This is a genomic window from Streptomyces sp. Tek67B01 (genome assembly GCF_055231995.1).
The window spans coordinates 5,055,163-5,080,518 of sequence record NZ_JBUYUY010000001.1 but is presented as its reverse complement, the minus strand read 5'-3'; the positions used below and the strand labels follow the sequence as shown (position 1 = coordinate 5,080,518).

Annotated in this window: 21 protein-coding genes and 1 pseudogene; 10 read left to right on the top strand and 12 right to left on the bottom strand. The window is 71.5% G+C overall.

Features of this window, described 5'->3' with window-relative positions:
- Window positions 1-124: 124 nt before the first annotated feature.
- On the bottom strand, window positions 125-2,176 hold the full coding sequence (locus ACV7NM_RS22815; RefSeq protein ID WP_463412015.1) for a hypothetical protein: 2,052 nt from the start codon (window positions 2,174-2,176) through the stop codon (window positions 125-127).
- Between the two features lie 351 nt (window positions 2,177-2,527).
- On the opposite strand from ACV7NM_RS22815, the gene ACV7NM_RS22810 reads away from it, so the two are divergent.
- From ACV7NM_RS22810 to ACV7NM_RS22785, 6 genes are all read left to right on the top strand, one after another.
- Window positions 2,528-4,069 (top strand): leucyl aminopeptidase, encoded by a 1,542-nt coding sequence (locus ACV7NM_RS22810; protein WP_463412014.1) that lies wholly within the window; start codon window positions 2,528-2,530, stop codon window positions 4,067-4,069.
- Window positions 4,070-4,364: 295 nt separating this feature from the next.
- Window positions 4,365-5,753 (top strand): dihydrolipoyl dehydrogenase, encoded by a 1,389-nt coding sequence (gene lpdA, locus ACV7NM_RS22805; RefSeq protein ID WP_463412013.1) that lies wholly within the window; start codon window positions 4,365-4,367, stop codon window positions 5,751-5,753.
- A gap of 54 nt (window positions 5,754-5,807) precedes the next feature.
- A complete protein-coding gene (gene sucB, locus ACV7NM_RS22800) occupies window positions 5,808-7,592 on the top strand; it encodes a 2-oxoglutarate dehydrogenase, E2 component, dihydrolipoamide succinyltransferase (RefSeq protein WP_463412012.1) in 1,785 nt (594 codons plus the stop codon).
- Between the two features lie 214 nt (window positions 7,593-7,806).
- Window positions 7,807-8,430: a GntR family transcriptional regulator gene (locus ACV7NM_RS22795; protein WP_136215598.1), complete on the top strand. Its 624-nt coding sequence runs from the start codon at window positions 7,807-7,809 to the stop codon at window positions 8,428-8,430.
- A 229-nt stretch (window positions 8,431-8,659) separates the two neighbouring features.
- Window positions 8,660-11,344, top strand: a complete 2,685-nt coding sequence (aceE, locus tag ACV7NM_RS22790) for a pyruvate dehydrogenase (acetyl-transferring), homodimeric type (protein WP_463412011.1) — start codon at window positions 8,660-8,662, stop codon at window positions 11,342-11,344.
- 160 nt (window positions 11,345-11,504) lie between these two features.
- Window positions 11,505-12,023: a DUF4240 domain-containing protein gene (locus tag ACV7NM_RS22785; protein WP_463414032.1), complete on the top strand. Its 519-nt coding sequence runs from the start codon at window positions 11,505-11,507 to the stop codon at window positions 12,021-12,023.
- Window positions 12,024-12,026: 3 nt separating this feature from the next.
- Here the strand turns inward: ACV7NM_RS22785 and ACV7NM_RS22780 are convergent, their stop codons facing one another.
- Window positions 12,027-12,797, bottom strand: a complete 771-nt coding sequence (locus tag ACV7NM_RS22780; RefSeq protein ID WP_463412010.1) for an SDR family NAD(P)-dependent oxidoreductase — start codon at window positions 12,795-12,797, stop codon at window positions 12,027-12,029.
- Between the two features lie 88 nt (window positions 12,798-12,885).
- Here ACV7NM_RS22780 and ACV7NM_RS22775 point away from each other — a divergent pair, with 88 nt between their 5' ends.
- The gene (locus ACV7NM_RS22775; protein WP_463412009.1) at window positions 12,886-13,539 is read left to right on the top strand and encodes a TetR/AcrR family transcriptional regulator; all 654 of its coding nucleotides are present in this window, start codon (window positions 12,886-12,888) and stop codon (window positions 13,537-13,539) included.
- A gap of 13 nt (window positions 13,540-13,552) precedes the next feature.
- Here the strand turns inward: ACV7NM_RS22775 and ACV7NM_RS22770 are convergent, their stop codons facing one another.
- Both ACV7NM_RS22770 and glnA read right to left on the bottom strand, forming a co-directional pair.
- On the bottom strand, window positions 13,553-13,870 hold the full coding sequence (locus ACV7NM_RS22770; protein ID WP_463412008.1) for a MazG-like family protein: 318 nt from the start codon (window positions 13,868-13,870) through the stop codon (window positions 13,553-13,555).
- A 74-nt stretch (window positions 13,871-13,944) separates the two neighbouring features.
- Window positions 13,945-15,354 (bottom strand): type I glutamate--ammonia ligase, encoded by a 1,410-nt coding sequence (gene glnA, locus ACV7NM_RS22765; RefSeq protein ID WP_463412007.1) that lies wholly within the window; start codon window positions 15,352-15,354, stop codon window positions 13,945-13,947.
- Window positions 15,355-15,539: 185 nt separating this feature from the next.
- Here glnA and ACV7NM_RS22760 point away from each other — a divergent pair, with 185 nt between their 5' ends.
- Together ACV7NM_RS22760 and ACV7NM_RS22755 are read left to right on the top strand one after the other, a co-directional pair.
- Window positions 15,540-16,007 (top strand): RDD family protein, encoded by a 468-nt coding sequence (locus ACV7NM_RS22760; RefSeq protein WP_463412006.1) that lies wholly within the window; start codon window positions 15,540-15,542, stop codon window positions 16,005-16,007.
- A 173-nt stretch (window positions 16,008-16,180) separates the two neighbouring features.
- A pseudogene (locus ACV7NM_RS22755) lies at window positions 16,181-16,898 on the top strand (glycosyltransferase family 2 protein); the annotation flags it as partial.
- A gap of 28 nt (window positions 16,899-16,926) precedes the next feature.
- On the opposite strand, the gene ACV7NM_RS22750 reads toward ACV7NM_RS22755, so the two are convergent.
- The 5 genes from ACV7NM_RS22750 to ACV7NM_RS22730 form a co-directional block, all read right to left on the bottom strand.
- Window positions 16,927-17,625 carry a DUF4191 domain-containing protein gene (locus ACV7NM_RS22750; protein WP_463412005.1) on the bottom strand — a complete coding sequence of 233 codons (699 nt, stop codon included), beginning with the start codon at window positions 17,623-17,625 and terminating at the stop codon, window positions 16,927-16,929.
- 10 nt (window positions 17,626-17,635) lie between these two features.
- Window positions 17,636-17,833, bottom strand: a complete 198-nt coding sequence (locus tag ACV7NM_RS22745; RefSeq protein ID WP_136215599.1) for an SCO2195 family GlnR-regulated protein — start codon at window positions 17,831-17,833, stop codon at window positions 17,636-17,638.
- Between the two features lie 298 nt (window positions 17,834-18,131).
- A complete protein-coding gene (gene lipA / locus ACV7NM_RS22740; RefSeq protein ID WP_463412004.1) occupies window positions 18,132-19,085 on the bottom strand; it encodes a lipoyl synthase in 954 nt (317 codons plus the stop codon).
- A gap of 108 nt (window positions 19,086-19,193) precedes the next feature.
- Window positions 19,194-19,991: a lipoyl(octanoyl) transferase LipB gene (gene lipB / locus ACV7NM_RS22735; RefSeq protein WP_463412003.1), complete on the bottom strand. Its 798-nt coding sequence runs from the start codon at window positions 19,989-19,991 to the stop codon at window positions 19,194-19,196.
- Between the two features lie 97 nt (window positions 19,992-20,088).
- A complete protein-coding gene (locus ACV7NM_RS22730; RefSeq protein ID WP_463412002.1) occupies window positions 20,089-20,385 on the bottom strand; it encodes a hypothetical protein in 297 nt (98 codons plus the stop codon).
- A 174-nt stretch (window positions 20,386-20,559) separates the two neighbouring features.
- On the opposite strand from ACV7NM_RS22730, the gene ACV7NM_RS22725 reads away from it, so the two are divergent.
- Complete coding sequence (locus ACV7NM_RS22725; RefSeq protein ID WP_463412001.1) at window positions 20,560-21,999, top strand: regulator; 1,440 nt, start codon at window positions 20,560-20,562, stop codon at window positions 21,997-21,999.
- A gap of 25 nt (window positions 22,000-22,024) precedes the next feature.
- Here ACV7NM_RS22725 and ACV7NM_RS22720 read toward each other — a convergent pair whose 3' ends face one another.
- From ACV7NM_RS22720 to ACV7NM_RS22710, 3 genes are all read right to left on the bottom strand, one after another.
- Window positions 22,025-23,287 (bottom strand): NAD(P)/FAD-dependent oxidoreductase, encoded by a 1,263-nt coding sequence (locus ACV7NM_RS22720; protein ID WP_463412000.1) that lies wholly within the window; start codon window positions 23,285-23,287, stop codon window positions 22,025-22,027.
- A gap of 188 nt (window positions 23,288-23,475) precedes the next feature.
- Window positions 23,476-24,369, bottom strand: coding sequence for a TIGR01777 family oxidoreductase (locus ACV7NM_RS22715; protein ID WP_463411999.1), 894 nt, complete (start codon window positions 24,367-24,369; stop codon window positions 23,476-23,478).
- Window positions 24,370-24,579: 210 nt separating this feature from the next.
- The gene (locus tag ACV7NM_RS22710; RefSeq protein WP_463411998.1) at window positions 24,580-25,281 is read right to left on the bottom strand and encodes a VIT1/CCC1 transporter family protein; all 702 of its coding nucleotides are present in this window, start codon (window positions 25,279-25,281) and stop codon (window positions 24,580-24,582) included.
- Window positions 25,282-25,356 lie beyond the last annotated feature (75 nt).

Sequence of the window (25,356 nt, the reverse complement as noted above, 5' to 3'; positions counted from 1 at the left end):
GCGGTGTGTCCCCCCAGGACGGAAAAGGGGCCGGCGCCCGTGGTTCGCGGAGCGCCGGCACAAGGTGGTGCTGCGTGCGTGTGCGGATGGAGCGGTTCCGGCCGGGCGGACGGCCGGAGGGCGGTCAGGCCAGCTTGAGCGTGACCGCCGACTGGAGCAGCTCGGGAGCCGTCCAGGCGGAGCGGGAGCCTGCGTACGCGGTGCCGAAGTCGGCGGTGCCGAGCAGGAGCTGCTTCTTGGTTCCGACGGGCGCCGTGACGGGGGCGACCACGCCCGAGGGCGCCTTGACGGTGACGTCCTTGCCGATGCGGTAGGCGGTGACCTTGTTCGCGCCGAGCGCGGCGTCCCAGGCGGCGCGGCGGCTGAGCTCGACGCCGGTGTCCTTCATGCTCTGGTTCACGATCGGGGCGCTGGGCGCGTAGAGCGTGCGGTAGGTGTCGAGGACCTGGTTGAGGACCGGGTAGAGGGTGCGGTCCTCGGCGAGGTTGGACTGGTGGACGTAGTGCGGGCGCGGGTCGTTGGCCAACACGTGCCGCAGCGCGGTGCGGGCCTCGGTCGGGACGATGTAGTCGAGGTAGCCCGTGGCGTTGTCGAGGGGGGCCGGCAGGCAGGTGGAGGTGGCCGGGTTGTCCTCGCAGGCACCGCTGCCGCCCTGGGCGCGGCTGGTGTAGATCCAGTTGTACTCGTCGGCCATCTCCGCGTCGGTGCCCGTGTTGTAGTACACGTTCATCGGGTAGCGGGGGACGGTCAGGGCGGCGCCGACGCCGCGCTGCGCGGACTCGCGGGAGCTGTCGCTGCCCGCCCACTTGATCCCGTTGTCGGCGAACGCGCCCGCCAGGTTCGGGTTGTCGACGGGCTGCTGCGGCAGGGTCTTGAGGCCGGAGTGCTCGCCGGTGACGATCTCGGAGCGGTCGGTGGTGATGCCCTTGGAGGCGGCCCAGTTGTTGTTGTCGCGGATCTGGGCGGAGATGTCGGCGCGGCTCATCCACCGGATCGCGCCCGTCGCGTCCTTCGTGCAGCTCCAGGGCACGGTGGTGACGTCCTGGACGCAGCCGAGGAAGAGGTGGGTGTAGGTGTGGTTCATCCAGCGGAACTGGGCCCGGTCCGCGATGAGCTGCGCGGTCAGGGCGTCGGTGCCGCCGTTCTCCGTCTTCCACTCCTCCCCGGCGCCGGCGTTGAAGAGCATGTCGAGCTTGAAGTTCTTGCTCTGCTGCCACTGCACCGCGTACTGGGCGTCGGCGGCGGTCATCCGGATGTCGCTCTCCTTGCCCTCGCCGCCCGCGCACGCGTAGTCGCCGGGCGTGCAGTTGAGGTCCTTGCTCCAGCGGGCGTCGGGGGCGAAGACGTCGTCGACGTGGACCGCGAAGTAGTTCCGCTCCTGGCCGAGGTGGACGCCCTGGGTCAGCCAGTCGACGATGCCGCGGGCGAGCAGCCGGAACTGCTGCTGGTACTGGTTGTAGCCGAAGGTGACCACGAGTTCGCTGCGCCCGTCGTGTGCGTACTCGCCGACCAACGAGGCCCGTCCGGAGCCGACGGGGGCGTCGAGGTAGCTGGTGTAGCCGGCACGGGGCTTGGCGATGAACCCGTAGCTCTCGGGGATCAGCGGCGAGTTGTCCTCGAAGGCGACCTGGCCCCCGAGGTAGCCGAAGGGGCCCGCCTTGCCGGCGGCGGTGACGGCCGCCTGGGTGCCGTCGAGGGTGCCGCTGTAGCCGCCGTTGTCGGTGTATTCCAGGCCGACTTCGGGGTGCGCCCAGGTGTAGGCGTCGACCTGGCGGATTCCGTACGTCGTCTCGTAGGCGCTGAGGGCGGACGCTTCGGCGGAGCCCGCGCCGAAGGGGTTCTCGTTGGGCAGGACGACACCCTGGAACTTGGCGCGCGGACGCCCGTCGACGGTGTCGCTCAGGAAGGCCGCGTTGATGACCGGGCGGCTGCCGCTGCCCAGGTCGATGCGGGTGTACGGCACTCCGGTGTCCCGGAGTTCGGCGGTGATCGCCGCGACGGAGCTGCCGCCGTCGTCGACGACCAGCACCCTCAGGTCGACTCGCGGTACGACGGTGGCCGCCTGGGCGGTCGCCGCGGGCACCACCACGGACATCAGGGCGGTCGCGGCCATCGCCGCGGCGACCCTGTTCATCCGGTTCCTATTACTACGGACCATTTCGGCCTTGTTGACCATTTCGGCCTTCCCCCCGCAGGCTCCCTCAGCGCCGGCCATGGCGGACGGCCGACCGGAGAGGCTCTGTGGAAATCATGCAAAGGGACCCCACGCCCCCTTGCGAGAGTGGCTCGAGTCTCTCGGACCTCGTCAGGTCTAAAGGGCAAACCTGGAACACAGACCACAGATGGGTGAACCTGTCAGTGGTCCCGTCGAACAACTTGCCAAACCTTCGAGTGACGTACGACGACCGCGTACGCGTACGCTCGTTTCCGGGTGCCGCCGCGCCCGAATACGATCGCTGCGGAGCGGCCGGCGACCCTGACGCGACCGCAGCGCACCCAACACAAACGGAAGCGAGACTTCACCACCGTGACTGCTCTGACTCTCAGCACTGCCGGCGCGGCGACGCTCCGCGCCGACGCCCTCGTGGTCGGCGTGGCGAAGGGCCCGAAGGGGCCTGTCGTCGCCGCGGGCGCCGAGGCCGTGGACAAGGCGTTCGACGGAAAGCTGGCCGCCGTGCTCGACACCATGGGCGCCTCGGGCGCCGAAGGCGAGGTCACCAAGCTGCCCGCGCCCGCCGGTCTGAAGGTCCCGGTCGTGCTGGCCGTCGGGCTCGGCTCCGTACCGGAGCAGGACGAGTCGTACGACGAGGAGGCCCTGCGCCGCGCCGCCGGCGCCGCCGCCCGCGCCCTGCACGGCTCGAAGAAGGCGGCGTTCGCCCTCCCCCTTGAGGACGCCTCCGCCGTCACCGCCGTCGCCGAGGGCGCGCTGCTCGGCGCGTACGCCTTCACCGCCTACCAGGGCGGCGACAACAAGGTCGCCCGCAGCGGCGACAAGAACGGCGGCCCCAAGCAGCCGCTCGCCGAGGTCGTCCTGCTCGGCGCCAAGCCGCGCGACAAGGAGCACAAGGCGGCCGCCGAGCGCGCCACCGTCCTCGCGACCGAGGTCAACGTCGCTCGCGACCTGGTCAACACCCCGCCGAACGACCTGACCCCCGAGGCCTTCGCCGCCGTCGCCACCGCGACCGCGAAGGAGAACGGCGTCAAGGTCCAGGTGCTGGACGAGAAGGCGCTGATCAAGGGCGGCTTCGGCGGCATCATGGGCGTCGGCAAGGGCTCCGAGAACCCGCCGCGCCTGGTGAAGCTCTCCTACACCCACGCCAAGGCGGAGAAGACCCTCGCCTTCGTCGGCAAGGGCATCACCTACGACTCGGGCGGCATCTCCCTCAAGCCGGCCGGTCACAACGAGACGATGAAGTGCGACATGGCCGGCGCCGCCGCCGTGTTCGCCGCCGTCATCGCCGCCGCCAAGCTGGGCCTCCAGGTCAACGTCACCGGCTGGCTCGCGCTCGCCGAGAACATGCCCTCCGGCTCCGCGACCAAGCCGGGCGACGTCCTGCGCATGTACAGCGGCAAGACCGTCGAGGTCCTCAACACCGACGCCGAGGGCCGGCTGGTCCTGGGCGACGCGCTGACCCGCGCCTCCGAGGAGAACCCGGACGCGATCGTCGACGTCGCCACCCTGACCGGCGCCATGGTGCTGGCCCTGGGCGACCGGACCTTCGGCATCATGGCCAACGACGAGGCCTTCCGCACCTCGATCCACGAGATCGCGGAGGAGGTCGGCGAGTCCTCCTGGCCGATGCCGCTCCCCGAGGAGCTGCGCAAGACCATGGACTCCCCCACCGCCGACATCGCCAACATGGGTGTCCGGATGGGCGGCGGCCTGGTGGCCGGCCTCTTCCTCCGGGAGTTCGTCGGCGAGGGCATCGCCTGGGCCCACCTCGACATCGCGGGCCCGGCCTTCCACGAGGGCGCCCCGTACGGCTACACCCCCAAGGGCGGCACCGGCTCCGCCGTGCGCACCCTCGTGCGGCTGGCCGAGCGGACGGCGACCGGCGACCTCGGCTGACGCGGCGGCCTCCTCGTGATCACGCGCCCCGGGACCCGGACGAGGTCCCGGGGCGCGTTCGCTCTGGACGAAATCTCGACGATCAGTAGTTTTCTACGCCCTGGTAACCCGCATTCCGGCAGAACGGCCCTCGCCGGCCGGGGCCCGGCGTCCCGTGTTCCCCCGACAAATGCGAAGATGGGTTCTCGGCAGGACAGGGCCCCCACCACAGGGCCGAAGAAACAAGCGGCCGAATACCAGCCGCCGCCCGGTCACAGAGGACCGGTGCCCGGCGCACATGCATGGAGGACGTGACGTGGCGAACGACGCCAGCACCGTTTTCGACCTAGTGATCCTCGGCGGTGGCAGTGGCGGTTACGCCGCGGCGCTGCGCGCCTCCCAGCTGGGTCTCGACGTTGCGCTGATCGAGAAGAACAAGCTCGGTGGCACCTGCCTGCACAACGGCTGCATCCCCACGAAGGCTCTGCTGCACGCCGGTGAGATCGCGGACCAGGCGCGCGAAGCCGCTCAGTTCGGTGTCAAGGCCTCTTTCGAGGGCATCGACATCGCGGGTGTGCACAAGTACAAGGACGATGTCATTTCGGGCCTGTACAAGGGCCTCCAGGGTCTGGTCGCCTCCCGCAAGGTGACGTACATCGAGGGTGAGGGTCGGCTTTCCTCCCCGACGTCCGTCGACGTGAACGGGCAGCGCGTCCAGGGCCGCCACGTCCTGCTGGCGACCGGCTCCGTGCCGAAGTCGCTCCCGGGCCTGAACATCGACGGCAACCGCATCATCTCCTCGGACCACGCGCTGGTCCTGGACCGCGTGCCCGAGTCCGCGATCATCCTGGGCGGCGGCGTGATCGGCGTCGAGTTCGCCTCGGCGTGGAAGTCCTTCGGCAGCGACGTCACCGTCATCGAGGGCCTCAAGCACCTGGTCCCGGTCGAGGACGAGAACAGCTCCAAGCTCCTGGAGCGCGCCTTCCGCAAGCGCGGCATCAAGTTCAACCTGGGCACCTTCTTCGACAAGGCCGAGTACACCGAGAACGGCGTGCGCGTCACCCTGGCCGACGGCAAGGCCTTCGAGGCCGAAGTGCTGCTCGTCGCCATCGGCCGCGGCCCGGTCTCGCAGGGCCTGGGCTACGAGGAGCAGGGCGTCGCGATGGACCGCGGCTACGTCCTGGTCGACGAGTACATGCAGACCAACGTGCCGACGATCTCGGCCGTCGGTGACCTCGTCCCGACCCTCCAGCTCGCGCACGTCGGCTTCGCCGAGGGCATCCTGGTGGCGGAGCGTCTGGCCGGTCTCAAGACCGTCCCGATCGACTACGACGGTGTTCCCCGGGTCACCTACTGCCACCCCGAGGTCGCCTCCGTCGGCATCACCGAGGCCAAGGCCAAGGAGATCTACGGTGCGGACAAGGTCGTGGCCCTGAAGTACAACCTGGCCGGCAACGGCAAGAGCAAGATCCTCAAGACCGCGGGCGAGATCAAGCTGGTCCAGGTCAAGGACGGTGCCGTGGTCGGCGTCCACATGGTCGGTGACCGGATGGGCGAGCAGGTCGGCGAGGCCCAGTTGATCTACAACTGGGAGGCCCTGCCGGCCGAGGTCGCGCAGCTCATCCACGCGCACCCGACCCAGAGCGAAGCGCTCGGCGAGGCCCACCTGGCCCTGGCCGGCAAGCCGCTGCACTCCCACGACTAATCGTCATCGGGCGCGACGACCACTTCCGCACTTTCGTAAGGAGCAACAGAAACCATGTCGGTTTCCGTAACCCTTCCGGCGCTCGGCGAGAGCGTCACTGAGGGCACCGTCACCCGCTGGCTGAAGGCCGAGGGCGAGCGCGTCGAGGCCGACGAGCCGCTGCTCGAGGTCTCGACCGACAAGGTCGACACCGAGATCCCGTCGCCCGTCGCCGGCATCCTGGCCTCCATCAAGGTCGCCGAGGACGAGACCGTCGAGGTCGGCGCAGAGCTGGCCGTCATCGACGACGGCTCGGGCGCGCCGGCCGAGGCCGCCGCTCCGGCCGCCGAGACCCCCGCCGCCCCCGCGCCGGAGGCCCCGCAGGCCGCCCCGTCGACCGAGGTCGAGACCCCGGCTCCCGCTCCGACGGCCGAGGCGGCCACCGGTGGCGGTTCGGCCGAGGGCACCGATGTCGTGCTGCCCGCGCTGGGCGAGTCCGTCACCGAGGGCACCGTCACCCGCTGGCTCAAGCAGGTCGGCGAGTCCGTCGAGGCCGACGAGCCGCTGCTCGAGGTCTCCACGGACAAGGTCGACACCGAGATCCCCGCGCCGGTCGCCGGCACCCTGCTGGAGATCCTGGTCGGCGAGGACGAGACCGCCGAGGTCGGCGCGCGTCTGGCCGTCATCGGCGTCGCGGGTGCCGCCCCGGCCCCGGCCGCCGCCCCGGCCACTCCGGCCCCGGCCGCCGCCCCGGCTGCCCCGGCCCCGACTGCCCCGGCCCCGACTGCTCCGGCTCCGGCCGCCGCCCCGGCTCCGGCTCCGGCTCCGGCTCCGGCTCCGGTCCAGGCCACCCCGGCCCCGGCTGCTCCGGCCCCGGCCCCGGCCCCGGTCGCCACGCCCGCCCCCGCCGCCCCGGCCCCGGCCGGTGACGAGGGCGCGTACGTGACCCCGCTGGTGCGCAAGCTCGCCTCGGAGTCCGGCGTCAACCTGTCCACGGTCTCGGGCACCGGTGTCGGTGGCCGTATCCGCAAGCAGGACGTCCTGGCCGCAGCCGAGGCCGCCAAGGCCGCCGCCGCCCCGGCTCCGGCCGCCGTCGCCGCCCCGGCCGCCGTCCAGGCCCCGGCCGCCGCGGCGTCGGAGCTGCGTGGTCAGACGGTCAAGATGACCCGCATGCGCAAGGTCATCGGCGACAACATGATGAAGGCCCTGCACACGCAGGCGCAGCTCAGCTCCGTGGTCGAGGTGGACGTCACCAAGATCATGAAGCTGCGCGAGAAGGCCAAGGCCTCCTTCCTGGCCCGGGAGGGCGTCAAGCTCTCGCCGATGCCGTTCTTCGTCAAGGCCGCCGCCCAGGCGCTGAAGGCCCACGCGGTCGTCAACGCCCGGATCAACGACGACGAGGGCACCATCACCTACTTCGACTCGGAGAACATCGGCATCGCCGTGGACTCCGAGAAGGGCCTGATGACCCCGGTCATCAAGGGTGCCGGTGACCTCAACCTGGCGGGCATCTCCAAGGCGACCGCCGACCTGGCCGCCAAGGTCCGCGGCAACAAGATCACGCCGGACGAGCTGTCGGGCGCGACCTTCACCATCAGCAACACCGGCTCGCGCGGTGCGCTGTTCGACACGGTGATCGTGCCGCCGAACCAGGTCGCCATCCTGGGCATCGGTGCCACCGTCAAGCGTCCGATGGTCATCGAGACGCCCGAGGGAACCGTCATCGGCGTCCGCGACATGACGTACCTGACCCTGTCCTACGACCACCGCCTGGTGGACGGCGCGGACGCGGCCCGGTACCTCTCGGCCGTGAAGGCCATCCTGGAGGCCGGCGAGTTCGAGGTCGAGCTCGGCCTGTAGGGAACCAGCCGCGGCGGTAGCCGCACAGCTGTCGCGTACGGCGCCCCCGTCCGGAACCTTCCCGGGCGGGGGCGCCGTCGTCCGTCCCGGCGTCTGCCCGGTCTTGTAACGAGCCTCACCCCGGGTCCCTGACCAGGAACGCATCGCGTCGGCCGACACCGCCGTATTGTCTACGCATCAGCCCCGCGCGGCCCCAGGAGATGAAGCGCCGATGATCACCCCACCCGTCGTGCACTCGCTGCGCGAGCAGATCCGCGAGCACATCGTGGAGGGGATCGTCAGCGGCCGCTGGAAGCCCGGCGAGCGGATCGTCGAGCGGCGGATCGCCGTCGAATTGGAGGTCAGCCAGACGCCGGTCCGCGAGGCCCTGCGCGAGCTGGAGACGCTGCGGCTGATCGAGTCGGCGCCGAACAAGGGGGTCCGCGTACGGAACCTCTCCGCCGCCGACCTCGAGGAGATCTACCCGGTGCGGGCCGGCCTGGAGCAGATCGCGGCCGAACTGGCGGCGCCGCGGCTGGCGGCGGACTGCACGGCCCTGGAGCCGCACGTGGCGGCGCTGTGGGAGGCGGACCGGACCGAGGACGGGACGGCGCAGGTGCGGCACACGGTGGGCTTCCACCGCGAGCTGGTGCGGGCCGCCGGCAACAGCGTGCTGCTGCACACCTGGGAGAGCCTGGGCATCGAGGTGTTCACGGCCCTGTCCATCCGCTGGCTCGGGACGGTGCAGAAGTCGTACGCGGAGGAGCACGCGGCCCTGGTGGAGGCCTTCCGCAATCAGGATCCGGACATCGGCGTGCTGGTGAAGCGGCACGTCCTGGGGTGTGCGCCCCGCGCTTGACCGGTCGGACCGGTCGGCTTGTCCTGGTTTGACCGGCACTGGGTGCCTATTTTCATGGCACCCGGTGCCGACTTTCGCCGGATCGACATTTCTTCGCCACTTCCGTTTGATCGATCATCGATCAGCGATTTACAGTCATCGCGGACCCCTACCCGGGTCCACCGACCCTGTCCTGCCCGTCAGGGATTTCTTCACCACCTCTCCTTTGTCCGGAAGGCGGCGCACACCGATGTCCGACCCCGTAGGAAAGCTTCCGAGCGAGCTCGACCAGCTCCCGGACCGCGACACGGAGGAGACCGCCGAATGGGCGGCCTCCCTCGACGCCGTCGCAAAGGCCGCCGGTACGCGCCGCGCCGAATACCTGCTCCGTCGCACCCTCCAGCACGCCGAAGCCGCGGGCCTCGCCCTGCCGAAGCTGCTGGAGACGGACTACGTCAACACCATCCCCACCTCCGCGGAGCCCGAGTTCCCGGGTGACATGGAGATGGAAGCCAAGATCACCGCGTGGAACCGCTGGAACGCGGCCGCCATGGTGACCCGCGGCTCCAAGTACGGCGTCGGCGGCCACATCGCCACCTTCGCCTCGGCCGCCTGGCTCTACGAGACCGGCTTCCAGCACTTCTTCCGCGGGAAGGAGGCCGACGGATCGGGCGACCAGCTCTACATCCAGGGCCACGCCTCCCCCGGCATCTACGCCCGCGCCTTCCTCGACGGACGCGTCTCCGAGCAGCAGCTCGACAAGTTCCGCCAGGAGTCCGGCGGCAACGGCCTGCCCTCCTACCCGCACCCGCGGCGCCTGCCCTGGCTGTGGGAGTTCCCGACGGTGTCCATGGGCCTCGGCCCGCTCTCCGCGATCTACCAGGCGCGCTTCAACCGCTACCTGCAGAACCGGAGCATCAAGGACACCGCCAACTCGCACGTCTGGGCCTTCCTGGGCGACGGCGAGATGGACGAGCCCGAGTCGACCGCGGCCCTGGCCCTCGCCTCTCGCGAGCGGCTCGACAACCTGACCTTCGTCATCAACTGCAACCTGCAGCGCCTCGACGGTCCGGTCCGCGCCAACTTCCGCGTGGTCCAGGAGCTCGAGGCCCAGTTCCGCGGCGCCGGCTGGAACGTCATCAAGTCGCTGTGGGGCTCCGCCTGGGACGAGCTCTTCCAGCTCGACACCACGGGCGCCCTGGTACGCCGCCTGCGCGAGGTACCCGACGCGCAGTTCCAGACGTACGCGACCCGCGACGTGGCCTACATCCGCGAGCACTTCTTCGGCGCCGACGCGGAGCTGGTGCGGCTCGCCTCGGTCCTCACCGACGCGAAGATCGCCGAGTGCTTCCACAGCTCCCGCGGCGGCCACGAGCCCCGCAAGGTGTACGCCGCGTACAAGGCCGCCCTGGACCACAAGGGCGCCCCGACCGTCATCCTCGCGCAGACGGTCAAGGGCTACACGCTGGGCGCCGGGTTCGAGTCGAAGAACGCGAACCACCAGATGAAGAAGCTGACGATCGACGAGTTCAAGGACATGCGTGACCTCCTTGGCCTCCCGATCCCCGACAGCGCCTTCGCCGACGGCCAGGTCCCGTACGGACACCCGGGCGCGGACAGCCCCGAGGTCCGCTACCTGAACGAGCGCCGCGCGGCCCTCGGTGGCCCGGCCCCCGCCCGCAAGGTGCACCACGTGGCCCTGCCCGCGCCGGCCGAGCGTTCCTTCGCCCCGCTGCTCAAGGGCTCCGGCAAGCAGGAGATGGCCACCACCATGGCCTTCGTCCGGCTCGTCAAGGACCTGATGCGGGACAAGGAGACCGGCAAGCGCTGGGTGCCGATCGTCCCCGACGAGGCCCGCACCTTCGGCATGGAGTCCCTCTTCCCGTCCGCCGGCATCTACTCGCCGCTGGGTCAGACGTACGAGCCGGTCGACCGCGACCAGCTGATGTACTACAAGGAAGCCAAGGACGGCCAGATCCTCAACGAGGGGATCACCGAGGCCGGCGCCATGGCCGACTTCATCGCCGCCTGCACGTCGTACGCGACGCACGGCGAGCCGATGATCCCGTTCTACATCTTCTACTCGATGTTCGGCTGGCAGCGCACCGCCGACCAGATGTGGCAGCTCGCCGACCAGCTCGGCAAGGGCTTCATCGTCGGCGCCACCGCGGGCCGTACGACCCTCACCGGCGAGGGCCTCCAGCACGCGGACGGCCACTCGCACCTGATCGCCTCCACGAACCCGGCGTCGCTGAACTACGACCCGGCCTTCGCGTACGAGATCGCGGTGATCGTCAAGGACGGTCTGCGCCGCATGTACGGCGAGAAGCCGGAAGACGTCTTCTACTACCTGACGGTCTACAACGAGCCGAAGGTGCAGCCGGCGATGCCCGAGGGCGTCGAAGAGGGCATCCTCAAGGGTCTCTACCGCTTCAACACGGCGGCGGACCTGGCGGAGGCGGCCCCGGCCACCGACGCCCCGAAGATCCAGCTGATGGCCTCGGGTACCGCGATCCACTGGGTGCTGGAGGCGCAGAAGCTGCTCGCCGCCGACTGGAACGTGGCCGCCGACGTCTGGTCCGCCACCTCCTGGGGCGAGCTGCGGCGCGACGCGCTGGAGTGCGACGAGGCGCTGCTGCGCGGCGAGATGCGCACCCCGTACGTCACGCGGGCGCTGGAGGGCGTCACCAGCCCCGTCCTGGCCGTCTCCGACTGGATGCGTCAGGTACCGGACCAGATCAGCCAGTGGGTGGAGCAGGACTACACCTCGTTGGGCACGGACGGCTTCGGCCTCTCCGACACCCGCGAGGGCGCCCGCCGCCACTTCGGCGTCGACGCGCAGTCGATCGTGGTGGCCGCGCTGGCCCAGCTCGCCCGCCGCGGCGAGGTGCCCGCGTCCGCCGTCAAGGAAGCCCGGGAGCGCTACGGCCTGTAGGCCCCGCGCGGTACACCGGTGAGGCGGTCCGCCCCGTGAGGGGGCGGGCCGCCTCGCCGTTTCCCCGCGAGGTTTTTGCGGCCACGCGGGGGGCGTTCACCGGCCTTTGGCCGTATGAGCGGTGGCGGCGCGGGGGTGGACCCGTGATGCTGGAGCCGTGATGGACGAGACGGAGTTCTGGGAGATCGTCGACCGTACCCGCGAGGCCGCCGAGGGCGACCCGGAGGAGCACGCCGAGCTGCTCGTGGAGCGGCTGGCGCAGCTCGACCCGGACTCCGTGCTCGACTTCGCGCGACACTTCGAGTCCCGGTACAACCGGGCGTACACATGGGACCTGTGGGGCGCGGCGTGGGTGCTGCTCGACGGGGCGAGCGATGACGCCTTCGACTACTTCCGGTGCTGGCTGATCGGCCAGGGCCGGGAGGTGTTCGAGAGCGGGGTGCACGACCCGGACGCGCTCGCGGAGCTGCTGACCGACTTCGACGAGGAGATCGACGGGGACGGCGAGGAACTGGGGTACGCGGCCGACGAGGCGTACGAGCAGCTGACGGGCTCGGTGGCGCCGGACCTGGGCATCGCGCTACAGGCGGCCGAGCCGGAGGGCGCGCCGCTGGACTTCGAGGACGAAGCCGTGCTCGCGGAGCGCTTCCCCCGGCTGTGGGACCGGTTCAGGAGCTGACGCTCAGTAGTGCGTGCCGCCGTCGACGCGGATCTCCGTACCGGTGATGAACGCGCCGTCCTCGGAGCCCAGCATCGCGACGACGCCGGCGACCGTCTGCGGGCCGGCGAAGCCCTGGCCGAGGGCCGGGGCGAGCTTGGTGAACAGGCTCCAGTCGGTGTCCTCGGGCAGGCCCGGGCCGTTGCCGGTGGTCATGCCGCTCTCGATGGAGCCAGGGGCGACGGAGACGAACCGCAGGCCCTGCTTGCTGTACTCGGCGGCGAGGGCGTGGGTCATCGACTGGATGCCGCCCTTGCTGGCCGCGTAGGCGGACATGTAGGGGTGCGCGAAGGAGGCCGAGGTCGAGCTGAAGTTGACGACGACCGGCTGGTCGCCCTCCAGCAGGGCGGGGAGGGACTCGCGGATCATCAGGAAGGTGCCGGTCAGGTTGACCGAGATGACCTTGTTCCAGAAGTCCAGGGTGGTCTGGTGGGTGTGCGCGGAGCGCAGGATGCCCGCGGCGTTGACCAGGACGTCGAGGCCGCCGAGGGCGTCGACGCCGGCGGTGACGCCGGCCCGCACGGCCGCCTCGTCGGATATGTCGAGTACGGCGGTGGTCAGGCGGTCGGCGTGCCCTTCGGCGGCCGCCTGCTCGGCGGTGGCCTTCAGGCCGCTCTCGCCGACGTCCACGGTGTGGACGCGGCCGCCCTCGGCGAGGATGCGGTGGACGGTGGCCCGGCCGATGCCGGAGCCGCCGCCTGTGATGAGGACGCGACGTCCTTCGTAACGGTTCATGGGGAGGAGCCTACCCGCGTTGTGGCACGTTTTGCCAGCGTGTCAAAGTATGCAACCGGCCGGGCTCCGGGGCGGTAGGCTTCACCCCGTGAGATCCCCTCGTCCGTACTCCCCCCAGGCCGGCCCCGGAGCCCAGTCGCTGACCGAGCGCCGCAAGGCGGCCACGCAACTCGACATCGCCCGCGCGGCCTGCGCACTCTTCGCCGAGCACGGCCCCGACGGCACCACCGCCGAGGACATCGCCCACCGGGCCGGTGTGGCGCTGCGCACCTTCTACCGCTACTTCCGCAACAAGCAGGAGGCCGTGGCCCCGCTCCTGGCGGGTGGCGGTGACGCCTGGCGCGCGCTGCTCGCCGAGGAGGCACCCGGTACCCCGCTCGCGGAGGCGCTGGACCGCGCCGTGACCCGCTCGCTCAGCGACCTGGAGTCCGTCGAGGAGGGCTTGGAGGTCACCCGCGGCCTGCTCCGGGCGGCGGCGACCGACGAGGCCCTGCGCGGGGTCTGGTACCGGGTCAACCAGGACTCCGAGGAGCGGCTGGTCCCGGTCATCGCCCGGCTCGCCGGCCCGGACGCCGACCCCGTCGACATCCGCCTGCTGGCCGCGGCCGCGACCGACTCGATCCGGATCGCCCTGGAACTCTGGTCGGCGAGCGACGCCCCCACCTCCGGACCGGGCTCGCCGGCCGAACTGGCCCTGCGCTGCCTCCACGCCCTCACCGGCACCGCCCCCCTCCTGCGCTGAGGCCCGCGCCGCCTCACAGGAACCGGGCGGACTTCTCCCGCAGCTGGGCGGCGAAGAACGCCGGGGCGTCGGGCCGCATCCGCGCGAGGGCGACCATGGCCGTGACGATCACGTCCGCGACCTCCGCCTCCACGTCGTCCCAGGTGTGCGAGTTCCCCTTGCGCGGGTTGCTGCCCTTGGCCCCGATGACGGCCTGCGCGGCCTCGCCGAACTCCTCGCCGATCTTGAGGATCTGCACCGTGACGCTCTCCTCGCGGGCCACCCCGCGCGCCCGGTCGTGCTCGTCGAAGCGGGCCGCCAGGGCGGCGACGGTCTTCCAGGAATCGTCCATGCGCCGAACCTAGCCCGGAAACGGCGAAGCCCCGGCCTTCTCCGTGGAGAAGGCCGGGGCTTCGGCGGCACGGCTTAGAGGTCGAAGTACATCTCGAACTCGTGGGGGTGCGGACGCAGGGCGATCGGGGCGATCTCGTGCGTGCGCTTGTAGTCGATCCAGGTCTCGATCAGGTCGGGGGTGAAGACACCACCGGCGAGGAGGTACTCGTGGTCCTCTTCGAGGGCCTTGAGGACCGCGTCCAGGCTGGTCGGGACCTGCGGGACGCTCGCGTGCTCGTCGGGCGAGAGCTCGTAGAGGTCCTTGTCGATCGGCTCCATCGGCTCGATCTTGTTCTTGACGCCGTCGAGGCCGGCCAGCAGCAGGGCCGAGAACGCCAGGTACGGGTTCGAGGACGGGTCCGGGGCGCGGAACTCGACGCGCTTGGCCTTCGGGTTCGAGCCGGTGATCGGGATGCGCATGGCCGCGGAGCGGTTGCGCTGCGAGTACACCATGTTGACCGGGGCCTCGAAGCCGGGCACCAGGCGGTGGTAGGAGTTCACCGTCGGGTTGGTGAACGCCAGCAGCGACGGGGCGTGCTTGAGGATGCCGCCGATGTAGTAGCGGGCGGTGTCCGACAGGCCCGCGTAGCCGGCCTCGTCGTAGAACAGCGGCTCGCCGCCGGCCCACAGGGACTGGTGGACGTGCATGCCCGAACCGTTGTCACCGAAGATCGGCTTCGGCATGAAGGTCGCGGTCTTGCCGTTGCGCCAGGCGACGTTCTTCACGACGTACTTGAAGAGCATCAGGTCGTCGGCCGCGGCCAGCAGCGTGTTGAACTTGTAGTTGATCTCGGCCTGGCCACCGGTGCCGACCTCGTGGTGCTGGCGCTCGACCTGGAGGCCCTGGGCGTCGAGCTCCAGGGAGATCTCGGCGCGCAGGTCCGCGAAGTGGTCGACCGGGGCGACCGGGAAGTAGCCGCCCTTGTAGCGGACCTTGTAGCCGCGGTTGTTCTCCTCGGAGCCGGTGTTCCAGGCGCCGGCCTCGGAGTCGATGTGGTAGAAGGACTCGTTCGCGGTGGTCGCGAAGCGGACGCTGTCGAAGACGTAGAACTCGGCCTCGGGCCCGAAGTACGCGGTGTCGGCGATGCCGGTGGAGGCGAGGTACGCCTCGGCCTTCTTCGCGATGTTGCGCGGGTCGCGGCTGTAGGCCTCACCCGTGATCGGGTCGTGGATGAAGAAGTTGATGTTGAGCGTCTTGTCCTTGCGGAACGGGTCCAGACGCGCGGTGGTGATGTCGGCACGCAGAGCCATGTCGGACTCGTGGATGGCCTGGAACCCGCGGATCGAGGAGCCGTCGAAGGCGAGCTCCTCGGCCGGGTCGAACGCCCGAGCCGGGATGGTGAAGTGCTGCATCACACCAGGCAGGTCGCAGAAGCGGACGTCGACGAACTTGACGTCGTTCTCCTCGATGTACTGCTTCACTTCGTCGGCGTTCTGGAACATCCAACTCCTCCTACTCCCGACCCCGGGGCAGGGACGGGCTGTATAGCTCGTGGTGCGTCAGTGCGGTGCCGCACGCTGACCCGACCATAAGCAGACGGGATTTCTCAAGCATGACCCATTTGTTTCGCACAAGTTAACCAGGGGCCCGTCCAGGTCGCATGGAGCGCCACCGGTACCGTGGTCGAGTGGACAACAGGCAAGCAATCGGATCGTGGCTCTCCGGCCCCCGCGCGGCCGCCGAGGACATGGGCGTCGACTTCGGTTACCGCGGCCAACGCCTCGGCCTGCCCCAGTCGGGGCCCGGGTCTGTGGCCCGGTTCGGGCGCCGGCTCGGGGCCGTCGCCATCGACTGGGTCGGCTGCCAGCTGATCGCCTACGGGCTGATCACGCACGGCGACCTGCGCGCCACGGGCAACTGGACGCTGGCCGTCTTCGTGGTCCTGTCCGTGCTGACGGTCGCCACCGTCGGCTTCACCCCCGGCAAGCGGATTCTCGGCCTCCGGGTGGTCGGGGAAGACGGCGGCCGCCTCGGCGTCGCGCGTGTGCTGCTGCGCACGGTCCTGCTGGCCCTCGTCATCCCGGCGCTGGTCTGGGACCGTGACGGCCGCGGCCTGCACGACCGACTGGCCCGCGCCGTCCAGGTGCGGATCTGACAACCGAGACACACAGGGCCGTCCGGGGAGTGACCCCCTCCCGGGCGGCCCTCTCTCGTGTCTCGTATGCAATGCCGGCATGAGCGCACCCTCGCGACGGCCCCTCACAGCGTCCGGACCTTGGGTTCGGCAGGGGTACGCTCGCCGTTCACTTGGCCCTGGCAGGAAGTGGTGGGGTGACCGGGGTGGAGCTGGAGGAGAAATGGGGGTGTCCGGCGGCCGGAACGTCGCCTGGCGGCGCCTGCGGGATTTCGGGGACGTCGACGTCCTGGTGGACTTGGACGACGACGGCCTGTTGACCGAGGCGGACGTCTTCCGGCGGACCGCCGACCTGTACGAGGCGGACCGCCGGCTGGGCATCGTCTCGTTCCGGATCGCGGACGAGTCCGGTCACACACAGCGGCGGCACGTGCCCCGGCTGCGGGCCGGGGATCCGATGCGACGCGGTCTGGTGACGACGTTCCTGGGCGGCGGGCACGCCCTGTCGATGCCGATGCTCGAGGAGACCGGGGCTGGCCAGAGGCCTTCTTCTTGACACACGAGGAGACCGACCTGGCCTGGCGGGCGGTCGACCGCGGCTGGGACATCCTCTACGAACCGGCGCTGGTGCTCCAACACCCCAAGACCTCCCCGGCCCGACACGCGGTCTACTACCGGATGACGGCCCGCAACCGGGTCTGGCCGGCCAAGCGGCACCTGCCCGCCCCACTGGTGCCGGTCTACCTCGGCGTGTGGATGGCGCTGACCGTTGCCCACACCCGGTCCTTGTCAGGGTTGCTGGCCTGGTTCGCGGGGTTCGCCGAGGGCCTGCGGAATTCCGGCGGCCCCCGGCGCCCGATGCACTGGAGGACGGTCTGGCGACTGACCCGGCTGGGCCGGCCGCCGGTCGTCCAGACCCTCGCGTGCTGCCCGTCGGCGATCAGCCGCGCGGCGGCCTTTGACCACCGCGGGCACGGCCGGGGATGGGGCCCTTGGGGATCGGCATGTTGCTCATGAGGTCGCCCATGGCCCGGAGCTTGTCGTTGACCTGCGTGATCTGCGGGCCGGCCAGTACGCGCGGCAGCTTGAGCAGCGTCGTACGGAGCTTCTTGAGCGGCACCTCGCCCTCGCCGGTACCCACGATGAAGTCGTGGACGGGGACGTCGGGCATGATCCGGGCGAGCTTCTTCTTCTCGGCCGCGAGCAGGCTCTTGACCCGGTTCGGGTTGCCCTCCGCGATCAGCACCACGCCCGCCTTGCCGACGGCCCGGTGGACGATGTCCTGGCTGCGGTTCATCGCGACGGCCGGGGTGGTCGTCCAGCCCCGCCCCACGTTGTCCAGGACGGCCGCGGCGGCGCCCGGCTGCCCCTCCATCTGCCCGAAGGCAGCCCGCTCGGCCCGTCGTCCGAAGACGATCGCCATCGCGAGGAACGCCACCAGGAGGCCCAGGATGCCCAGGTAGACCGGGTGGTCGATCAGGAAGCCGATCGCAAGGAAGACACCGAAGGTGACGATTCCCACGCCCGCGACGATCAGACCGACCTTCGGGTCGGCCTTGCGCGTCATCTTGTACGTCAGGGCGATCTGCTTCAGTCGCCCGGGGTTCGCAGCAGTCTCTGCGTTTGACTTCCTCGCCATAGGGCGAAGTTTACGTGGCCTGCGGGGTCCGGGTCGCCGCGGCCTCCAGTACGTGTTCGGTTTCGACCCGGTCCTTGGCCCTGCGGCGGTCTTCGAGGACGGCGGTCCACGCGTTGCGGCGGGCGCCGCTCATGAGCAGCGATTCGATGCCGCGGAAGGCGTCGGAGAAGGTCGGGATGGCGATGGCGCGTACGGGCGCGGCCTGCATGATGTCGATCCCTTTCACGGTGCTCACAGTGCTCACGGAACGGCTCACGGAACGGTGCTCACGGGGAGGAACGGTGTGCGTCGGTGTGTGCGGTGCGTGGATCAATCGTCACTGAACGGTGTTACCAGGGCATGACCGGCCGGTCAAATGTGATCGACACGTTGTACAAGGCGACGCGGCCCGCCGGGCTCTCACATACAGAGCCTAGGGGCCGCGTCAGCGCGGTGTTACCCACTAGTAGCCACATGTGCGGGACTTCACACGGTCGGCGGTCAGACGTTCGCGCGCTTCTCCGCCGCTACGCCCCGGCTCGGCCGCGCTTCTCCATCGCCTGCTGGTAGAGGCGTCCCGCCCGGTACGACGACCTGACCAGCGGGCCGGACATCACGCCGGAGAAGCCGATCTCCTCGGCCTCCTTCGCCAGCTCCACGAACTCCGCCGGCTTCACCCAGCGCTCCACGGGGTGGTGGCGCGGCGAGGGCCGCAGGTACTGGGTGATGGTGATGAGCTCGCAGCCCGCCTCGTGCAGGTCGCGAAGGGCCTGGGTGACCTCCTCGCGCTCCTCGCCCATGCCGAGGATCAGGTTCGACTTGGTGACCAGGCCGTAGGCGCGCGCCTTGGTGATCACGTCGAGGGAGCGCTCGTAACGAAAGCCCGGGCGGATGCGCTTGAAGATGCGCGGCACGGTCTCCACGTTGTGCGCGAAGACCTCGGGGCGGGAGGCGAAGACCTCCTCCAGCAGCTCCGGCACGGCGTTGAAGTCGGGGGCCAGCAGCTCGACCTTGGTGTGGCCGCTCTCGCGGCCCGCCGTCTGCTGGTGGATCTGGCGCACGGTCTCCGCGTACAGCCAGGCGCCACCGTCGGGCAGGTCGTCGCGGGCGACGCCGGTGATGGTGGCGTAGTTCAGGTCCATCGTGACGACGGACTCGCCCACGCGGCGGGGCTCGTCACGGTCGAGGGCCTCGGGCTTGCCGGTGTCGATCTGGCAGAAGTCACAGCGCCGGGTGCACTGGTCGCCACCGATGAGGAAGGTGGCCTCGCGGTCCTCCCAGCACTCGTAGATGTTGGGACAGCCGGCTTCCTGGCAGACCGTGTGCAGCCCCTCGCCCTTCACCAGGGCCTGCATCTTGGTGTACTCGGGACCCATCTTCGCCCGGGTCTTGATCCACTCGGGCTTGCGCTCGATGGGGGTCTGGCTGTTACGGACCTCCAGGCGCAGCATCTTGCGTCCGTCGGGTGCGACTGCGGACACGACCGGCTCCCTGTGACTTCGATTCTTCGGCGCCCACCAGGGTACGCCCGTAATTTCATACGCTCTTACGTCGGGCAACCCGAGGGCCGCCGGGACCATTCCCGAGTGTCAGCCGACCGACGGCTCTACCTCCCGGGGCCGCAGCTCCGCGTGCTCCAGGACGTCCTTGAGGTGGCGCTCCACGACCGGGAGCACGTCGGCGATGGTGATCTCGCGGCCCAGTTCGTAGGAGAGCGAGGTCACACCCGCGTCCCGGATGCCACAGGGGATGATCCGGTCGAACCAGGTGCTGTCCGGGTTCACGTTGAGCGCGAAGCCGTGCATCGTGACGCCCTTGGCGACCCGGATGCCGATGGCCGCGAGCTTGCGGTCCTCGCGCCGCTGTCCGGCGTTGGAGGGGGCGTACTCGGGGCCGTTCAGTCGGGGGTCGAACTCCTCGTCGTGCAGACGGGGGTCGAAGTCCAGGCTGAGGCCGCCCAGCGCCGGGCGCTCCTCCACCGGGTCCCCGAGCACCCACACCCCGCTGCGCCCCTCCACCCGGGAGGTCTCCACGCCGAAGTCGGCGGCGGTGCGGATGAGGGCGTCCTCCAGGCGGCGGACGTGGGCGACGACGTCCACCGGCCGGGGCAGCTTCATGATCGGGTAGCCGACCAGCTGGCCCGGACCGTGCCAGGTGATCTTCCCGCCCCGGTCCACGTCGACCACGGGGGTGCCGTCCAGCGGGCGCTCGCTCGGGTCGGTGCGCCGGCCGGCCGTGTAGACCGGCTCGTGCTCCAGCAGCAGGCAGGTGTCCTCGATCTCGTCCGCGAAGCGGGCGGCGTGGACGCGGCGCTGCTCTTCCCAGGCCTCGGTGTACTCGACGTAATCCGGCCCGAAGCCCAGATGGACAAACCGAAGGTCAGTCACCGCAGCGCCTCCTCGTTGAACCTGCTGTGTGCACGTATCGCACCAGCAAGGGTACGGCGGTCCCGGCGCGGCCCCTCAGGACCCCGGCAGCGGCCCCTCAGGACTCCGGCAGCGGCCTTGTCGGTGGCCCCGGCAGTTGTTTCGGCCGCCGCCTCCCCTTGGGCGGCCGGTCCGGGTCCTCGTCCGCGCGCGGCAGCCGTCGGTGGCCTTCCGAGTGATCGTTGACCCACCCGCACACCCCGCACGCGTACCGCCCGTCGAGCCCCGCGATGTACGTGCCGCAGCGGCGGCACTCCGCCTCCGTCAGCTCCGGCGCGGGCAGCGGGGCGGGCAGCGGGGCGGCGGACTCTGCGTAGTCGTCGGGGAACTGCGCCTCGGTGGAACGGCGGGTCATGGGTCGCAGCCTATGCGGGTGGAGGGGGTGCGTCCGTAAAGGGTCAGACCGGTTCTGCACACGATCGGATGAATGTGGGACAGAGCGGGCGGTAAGCACGGAGTTCGCCGCTACATTCACGCCGTTCACAGGGCCGGTGACTCCGGTCCGTCACGTCAGGAAACCGTGGAGCCGATGACGGAACGACCTGCCCAGCGTGTCCCCAACCGGCAGCTCGCGGCGCTGATCGCCGAAGCCGGGTTCTCGAACGCCGGGCTCGCCCGCCGCGTCGACCAGCTAGGCCTGGAGCACGGTCTCGACCTGCGGTACGACAAGACCTCCGTGACCCGCTGGCTGCGCGGACAGCAGCCCCGCGGCACGACTCCCGCGCTGATCGCGGAGGTCTTCACCCGGCGCCTGGGCAGACGGCTCTCGGCGCAGGACCTGGGGCTGGACGCCTGCGCGCCCGTCTACGCGGGCCTGGAGTTCGCGGCCACCCCCGAGGAGGCCGTGGACATCGCCAGCGGGCTGTGGCGCAAGGACTCCGGGTCCCACGCCGAGCTGCGCAAGATCGCGTTCACCCCGGCCGGACTGGTCGTCCCCAGCCGGGACTGGCTGATCGGCCGCGCCGACGAGCGGGTCGGGCGGGGCGCGGACAGTGTCGCCGCCCGCGTGCCCCTCCAGGGCAGGACCTCGGTGCCCCGGCAACGGCAGGTCGACCGCGGTCCGGGACAGCGGGTGACGGGCGGGGACATCGCGGCCCTGCGGTCGGTGGGCGAGCTGTTCCGGGCCCTGGACCACGCCTACGGCGGCGGGCACGCCCGTCAGGCCCTGGTGCGGTACCTGGAGCACGAGGCGGAGCCCATGCTCCGCGGGACCTACGGGGAGACCACCGGAAGGCGACTGTTCTCCGCCGCCGCCGACCTGACCCGGCTCGCGGGCTGGACCTCGTACGACATCGCCGCCCACGGTCTCGCCCAGCGGTACTTCGTCCAGGCCCTGCGGCTCGCGCAGGCCGCGGGGGACCGGCCGTACGGGTCGTACGTGCTGGTCACCATGAGCCGCCAAGCGGTCTACCTCGGCCACGGGCGCGAGGCGGTACAGCTGGCCCGGGTCGCCCAGCAGGGCGTGGGGTCGGGGCCGCCGGCCGTGGTGCAGGCGCTGCTGCACTCGTCGGAGGCGCGGGGGCACGCGGTGCTCGGCGAGGTGAGGGCCGCGACGGCCTCGCTGGTGCGCGCCGAGCGGGCGCTGGGCGCGGCCCGCCCGGGCGACGACGTACCGCACTGGGCCCGGGACTTCGACGAGGCGCAGCTCGCCGACGAGTTCGGGCACTGCCACCGGGACCTCCAGCAGTACCGGGCGTCGGCGCAGCACGCGGAGCGCTCCCTCCAGCTGCGGGCCCCCGCCTACGCGCGCTCACGACTGTTCTGCCGGGTGGTGCTGGCCACCGCGCGGCTGGGGCTGGGCGAGCTGGACCATGCCTGCGCGCTCGGCGCGGAGGCGGCGCAGCAGGCGATGGAGATGCGTTCGGTGCGGGCGGTGGAGTACGTACGGGACTTCGAGCGCCGGCTGGAGCCGTACCGGGACGCCCCGGCGGTACGGACCTACCGGGACCGGGTCGCGGCGCTGGCGTGAGCCGCGACCCGGCCGACAGGTGTGTTCAGGCCGCCGCCCGCAGCGGACGCTCGGTGGCGGCCGGAACGGGGATGCCGAAGTCGCGCAGGACGGCGCCCGCCGCGCGGCGGGCGGAGTGCAGGGCCCCTTCGACGGTGTTGGAGTCCCGGTGGTCCCCGCACACGTACAGCCCGGCCAGCACGCGCACGGGACGACGCAGGTCGTGCGGCGGTGGCATGGCGGGCACCGCCTCCGGGGTGTGGTGGACGGCGAGCAGCTCCCAGCCCCGGGTGGAGGTGTCGTAGAGCCGGGCGAGCCGGGAGGCGACCGTCCGGGCGGGCGGCGGCGGCCCGTGCACGGTGGTGGTGACCAGGCCGCGTCCGGCGGGGGCGCGCGTCGGGTCGATCGCGCTCATCACCGTGGTGTGGGCGACGGGCCACCTCGGATCGGCGTCCAAGAGCAGCGAGCCGTCCCAGGGCAGGGCGGAGGGCGTCGCGTGGTGCAGGACGGTGACCTCGTGGAAGGCCGGCACGCGCAGTCCGGGCAGCAGTTCGGCGGCGGCCCGGGCGCCGGTGGCGAGGACGGCGGAGCGGCAGCGGAAGTCGCCGTGCCGCTCGGTGGTGACCAGGTTGGTCGCCACCGACCGCACGCGGACCCCGGTGTGCACGGTGCCGGGCGGCAGCCCGGCGGCGAGCAGGGTGGGCAGGGTCGCCGCGCCGCCCTCGGGAACGGCCAACCGGCCCCGCGCGAAGCCGCGCAGCGCGAGATCGGCGACCCGGCTGGAGGTGGTGAGGTCCGGGTCGCGCAGCAGGGTGGCCAGGAGCGGACGGACCACCGCCGCCAGGGTGCGCGGGGGCAGACCGCGTGAGGCGAGGGCGGCGAGCGCGGTGCGTTCGGGCCGGGCGAGCAGGCGTTCCTCGGATTGGGCGGCGAGTCGGGCGAGGGCCGCGCTGAGCCGGGCCTGGTCGAGTGAGCCACTGGCCAGCGCGCGGGCGGGGGTCAGGGCCCCGGCGCGCTGCTGCCTGCCGTCGGAGCCGTGGACGAGGACGCCGGGCGCGAAGGTGCGCAGGGTGAGGGCGTCCAGGCCGGGGGTGCGGGCGGGCTCCGTGTACGAGGTGTTCAGGAGCTGGCCGACCCGGTCGAGCCGGAATCCGTCGACCGACGAGGTGGCCATCCGGCCGCCGGGGTCGTCGGCGGACTCCAGCACGGTGACGGTGACCCCTTGGGCGATCAGGTGGTGTGCGGCCGCGAGTCCTGAGACTCCGGCTCCTACGATGACTACGTCCGCGTGGTGTGCGCTGCTGAGCACGTGCCCCTCCCCGAGGTCGGCGCGGCTGTGTGGGGTCCTCCTTCCCCACTCCGGCTCCGGCAGAACCCAAGTCTTGTGGGGTATTGCGCACAACTCCGGTCGCATCGCGGTCGCATGTGGGTCACGAACGGTCGCACATGGGCGGCCGGCGCTCCCCCGGGCCGCCGGGGCCGCTTTCGAAACCGGCCCTACCCGGCCAGTGCCGCGCGGATCGAGGCGTCGATGCCGGGGTAGCGGAAGACGAAGCCCGACTCCAACAGGCGGGTGGGACGCACCCGCTGGCTGCCCAGCACGTCCTGGGCGAACTCGCCGAGCACCACGCGCATCGCCGGGGCCGGGACGGCGAACACCGCCGGTCGGTGCAGGACCCGGGCCATGGCGGCCGTGACCTCACGGTTCGTCAGCGGCTCCGGGGCGGTCAGGTTGACCGGGCCGGACAGCCGCGGAGTGTCGACGAGGTGGCGCAGGGCGGCGATCTCGTCGTGCATCGAGATGTGCGACCAGTATTGGCGACCGCTGCCGAGCCGGCCGCCGAGTCCGGCGCGGAAGATCGGGAAGAGCTTGCCCCAGGCGCCGCCCTCGGCGGAGACCACCAGGCCGGTACGGGCGAACACCGTCCGGACCCCGGCGGCCCGGGCGGGCGCGGCGGCGGCCTCCCACTCCACGCAGACGGAGGGCAGGAACCCCTCCCCGGCCGGGGCGTCCTCGTCCACGGTGCGGTCGGCGGTGTCGCCGTAGTACCCGATGGCGCTCCCGCAGACGAGCACGGCCGGGGGCACCTCCATCGCCGCCACGGCCCGGGCGATCGCGGCGGTCCCGAGCACCCGGCTGTCGCGGATCTCCCGCTTGTAAGCGGCCGTCCAACGGCGGTCACCGACCCCGGCGCCGGCCAGGTGCACGACGGCCGCGCAGCCGGCGAGCCCGGCCGGGTCCACGTACCCGCCCGCGGGGTCCCACATCGCCTCGCCGTCCCGGGCGGGTGTGCGGCGCACCAGGCGCACGACCTCGTGCCCGTCCGCTTGGAGGGCCCGTACGAGGGCGCTGCCGATGAGACCGCTGGATCCGGTGACGGCGATTCGCATGGGCCCAGTGTGCGGGTCGGGGCGGTGGCCGGCTTCGAAGGGGGCGTACGGCGTGCCGCCCGACGGTCCGGGGCGCTGCTGCCGCTGCTGGCGATCGTGCTGCCGGCGCCCGGCGGCTTGGCGGTCGCGCCCCGGCCGTTCGGGGCCCGACGGTCCGGCGGTCTGGCGGTCGCCGCCCCGTCACCCGGGAGCCGTACGGCCCGGCGCCCGTCAGCCGGTGCTGCCGAGCAGCGTCCCCACCGCGTACGTGACCGCCATGGCCAGCGCCCCGCCGCCCACGTTCCGCACCACGGCCCGGCCCGCCGGGGCGCCGCCCAGCCGGGCGCTGACCACCCCGCACAGCGTGAGCGCCGCCAGTACCGCCACCACCGTGACCGGCACCCGCGCCGAGGGCCCCGGCAGCACGACCGCCAGCAGCGGCAGCAGCGCCCCCACCGTGAAGGCGATCAGGCTGGCCCAGGCCGCGTGCCAGGGGTTGGCCAGCTCGTCCGGGTTGATCCCGAGCTCCACCCGCGCGTGCGCCCGCAACGCGTCCCGTTCCGTCAGTTGCTCGGCCGCCTCCCGCGCGAGCCGGGGGCTCAGTCCCCGGTCCGTGAGCAGCCCGGTCAACTCCTCCAGCTCCGCCTCCGGCTCCTCCACCAGCTCCCGCCGCTCCGTCTCCAGCGCGGCCCGTTCGGAGTCGCGCTGGGAGCTGACCGAGACGTACTCCCCCGCCGCCATGGACAGCGCCCCGGCGAGCAGCCCGGCCACCCCCGCCTCGAAGATCGTCCCCCTCTCGGTCGTCGCCCCGGCCACGCCGACCACCAGGCCCGCCGTGGAGATGATCCCGTCGTTGGCGCCCAGCACCCCGGCCCGCAGCCAGTTCAACCGGCTGCTGATCGTCGAGCTGCGGGTGTCCGCCGTTTCCGTCACGGCACCACTGTCGGGCGCCGGCGCGTTCGGCACCACCCGGCGTGCGGCGTCCGTCCGCCGGAGCCAGGGTGGAGG